We start from the raw sequence: 923 nt of genomic DNA, 5'->3' as shown, positions 1-923 counted from the left end.
AGGCGTTCGCGGGAGCGGCGGACGGCACCGGCTTCGCAGAAGGCATCGGCATGCTGCTGGTGGAGCGGCTGTCTGATGCTGAGCGCAACGGGCACCCCATCCTGGCTGTGGTGCGGGGTTCTGCGGTGAATCAGGATGGTGCGTCTAATGGGTTGACGGCGCCGAATGGTCCGTCGCAGCAGCGGGTGATCCGGCAGGCGCTGGCTAGCGCCGGACTCGCCCCCCAGGACGTCGATGCGGTCGAGGCGCACGGCACGGGAACGACGCTGGGCGACCCGATCGAGGCGCAGGCGTTGCTGGCCACCTACGGTCAGGATCGGGATCCGGAGCGGCCGTTGCTGCTGGGTTCGGTGAAGTCGAATATCGGTCATACGCAGGCGGCGGCGGGTGTGGCCGGTGTGATCAAGATGGTGATGGCGATGCGCCACGGTGTGCTGCCGCAGAGCCTGCACATCGATGAGCCGACACCCCATGTGGACTGGTCCACCGGCGCGGTGCGGCTCCTGGGCGAGCAGACGGCGTGGCCGGAGGCCGGGCGGCCCCGCCGCGCCGGAGTGTCGTCGTTCGGCATCAGTGGAACGAACGCACACCTGATTATCGAGCAGGCGCCGATGCCGACGGCCGTGGAGCGGCCCGAAGACGCCGAAGCAGGCGTGGCGGTCCCGTGGATCGTCTCGGGCCGGGACCGGCGCGCCGTTCGCGCACAGGCGGAACGACTGCGCGCACACCTGATGAGCCACCCCGACGGGAACGTGGCGGACATCGGCTTCTCGCTGTTCACCAGCCGCGCGACGCTGGAACATCGGGCGGTGGTGCTCGGCGGCGATCACACCGCACTGCTGGCCGGACTGGCGGCCCTGGCACAGGACGAACCGGCACCGGGCGTGGTGGAGGCAGCGGACGCGGCCGAGCCGGGACGCTCG

General features: G+C 70.5%; 1 protein-coding gene. It reads left to right on the top strand.

From position 1 onward, the window contains the following. Window positions 1–923: ketoacyl-synthetase C-terminal extension domain-containing protein (locus tag KN815_RS44115; RefSeq protein WP_216347375.1), on the top strand; the 923-nt coding region annotated here is incomplete at both ends.

The organism is Streptomyces niphimycinicus (assembly GCF_018883605.1).
GTDB classification, from domain to species: Bacteria; Actinomycetota; Actinomycetes; order Streptomycetales; family Streptomycetaceae; genus Streptomyces; species Streptomyces niphimycinicus.
The sequence above is the reverse complement of the archived record's forward strand: the minus strand, read 5'-3'. Positions and strand labels throughout refer to the sequence as shown.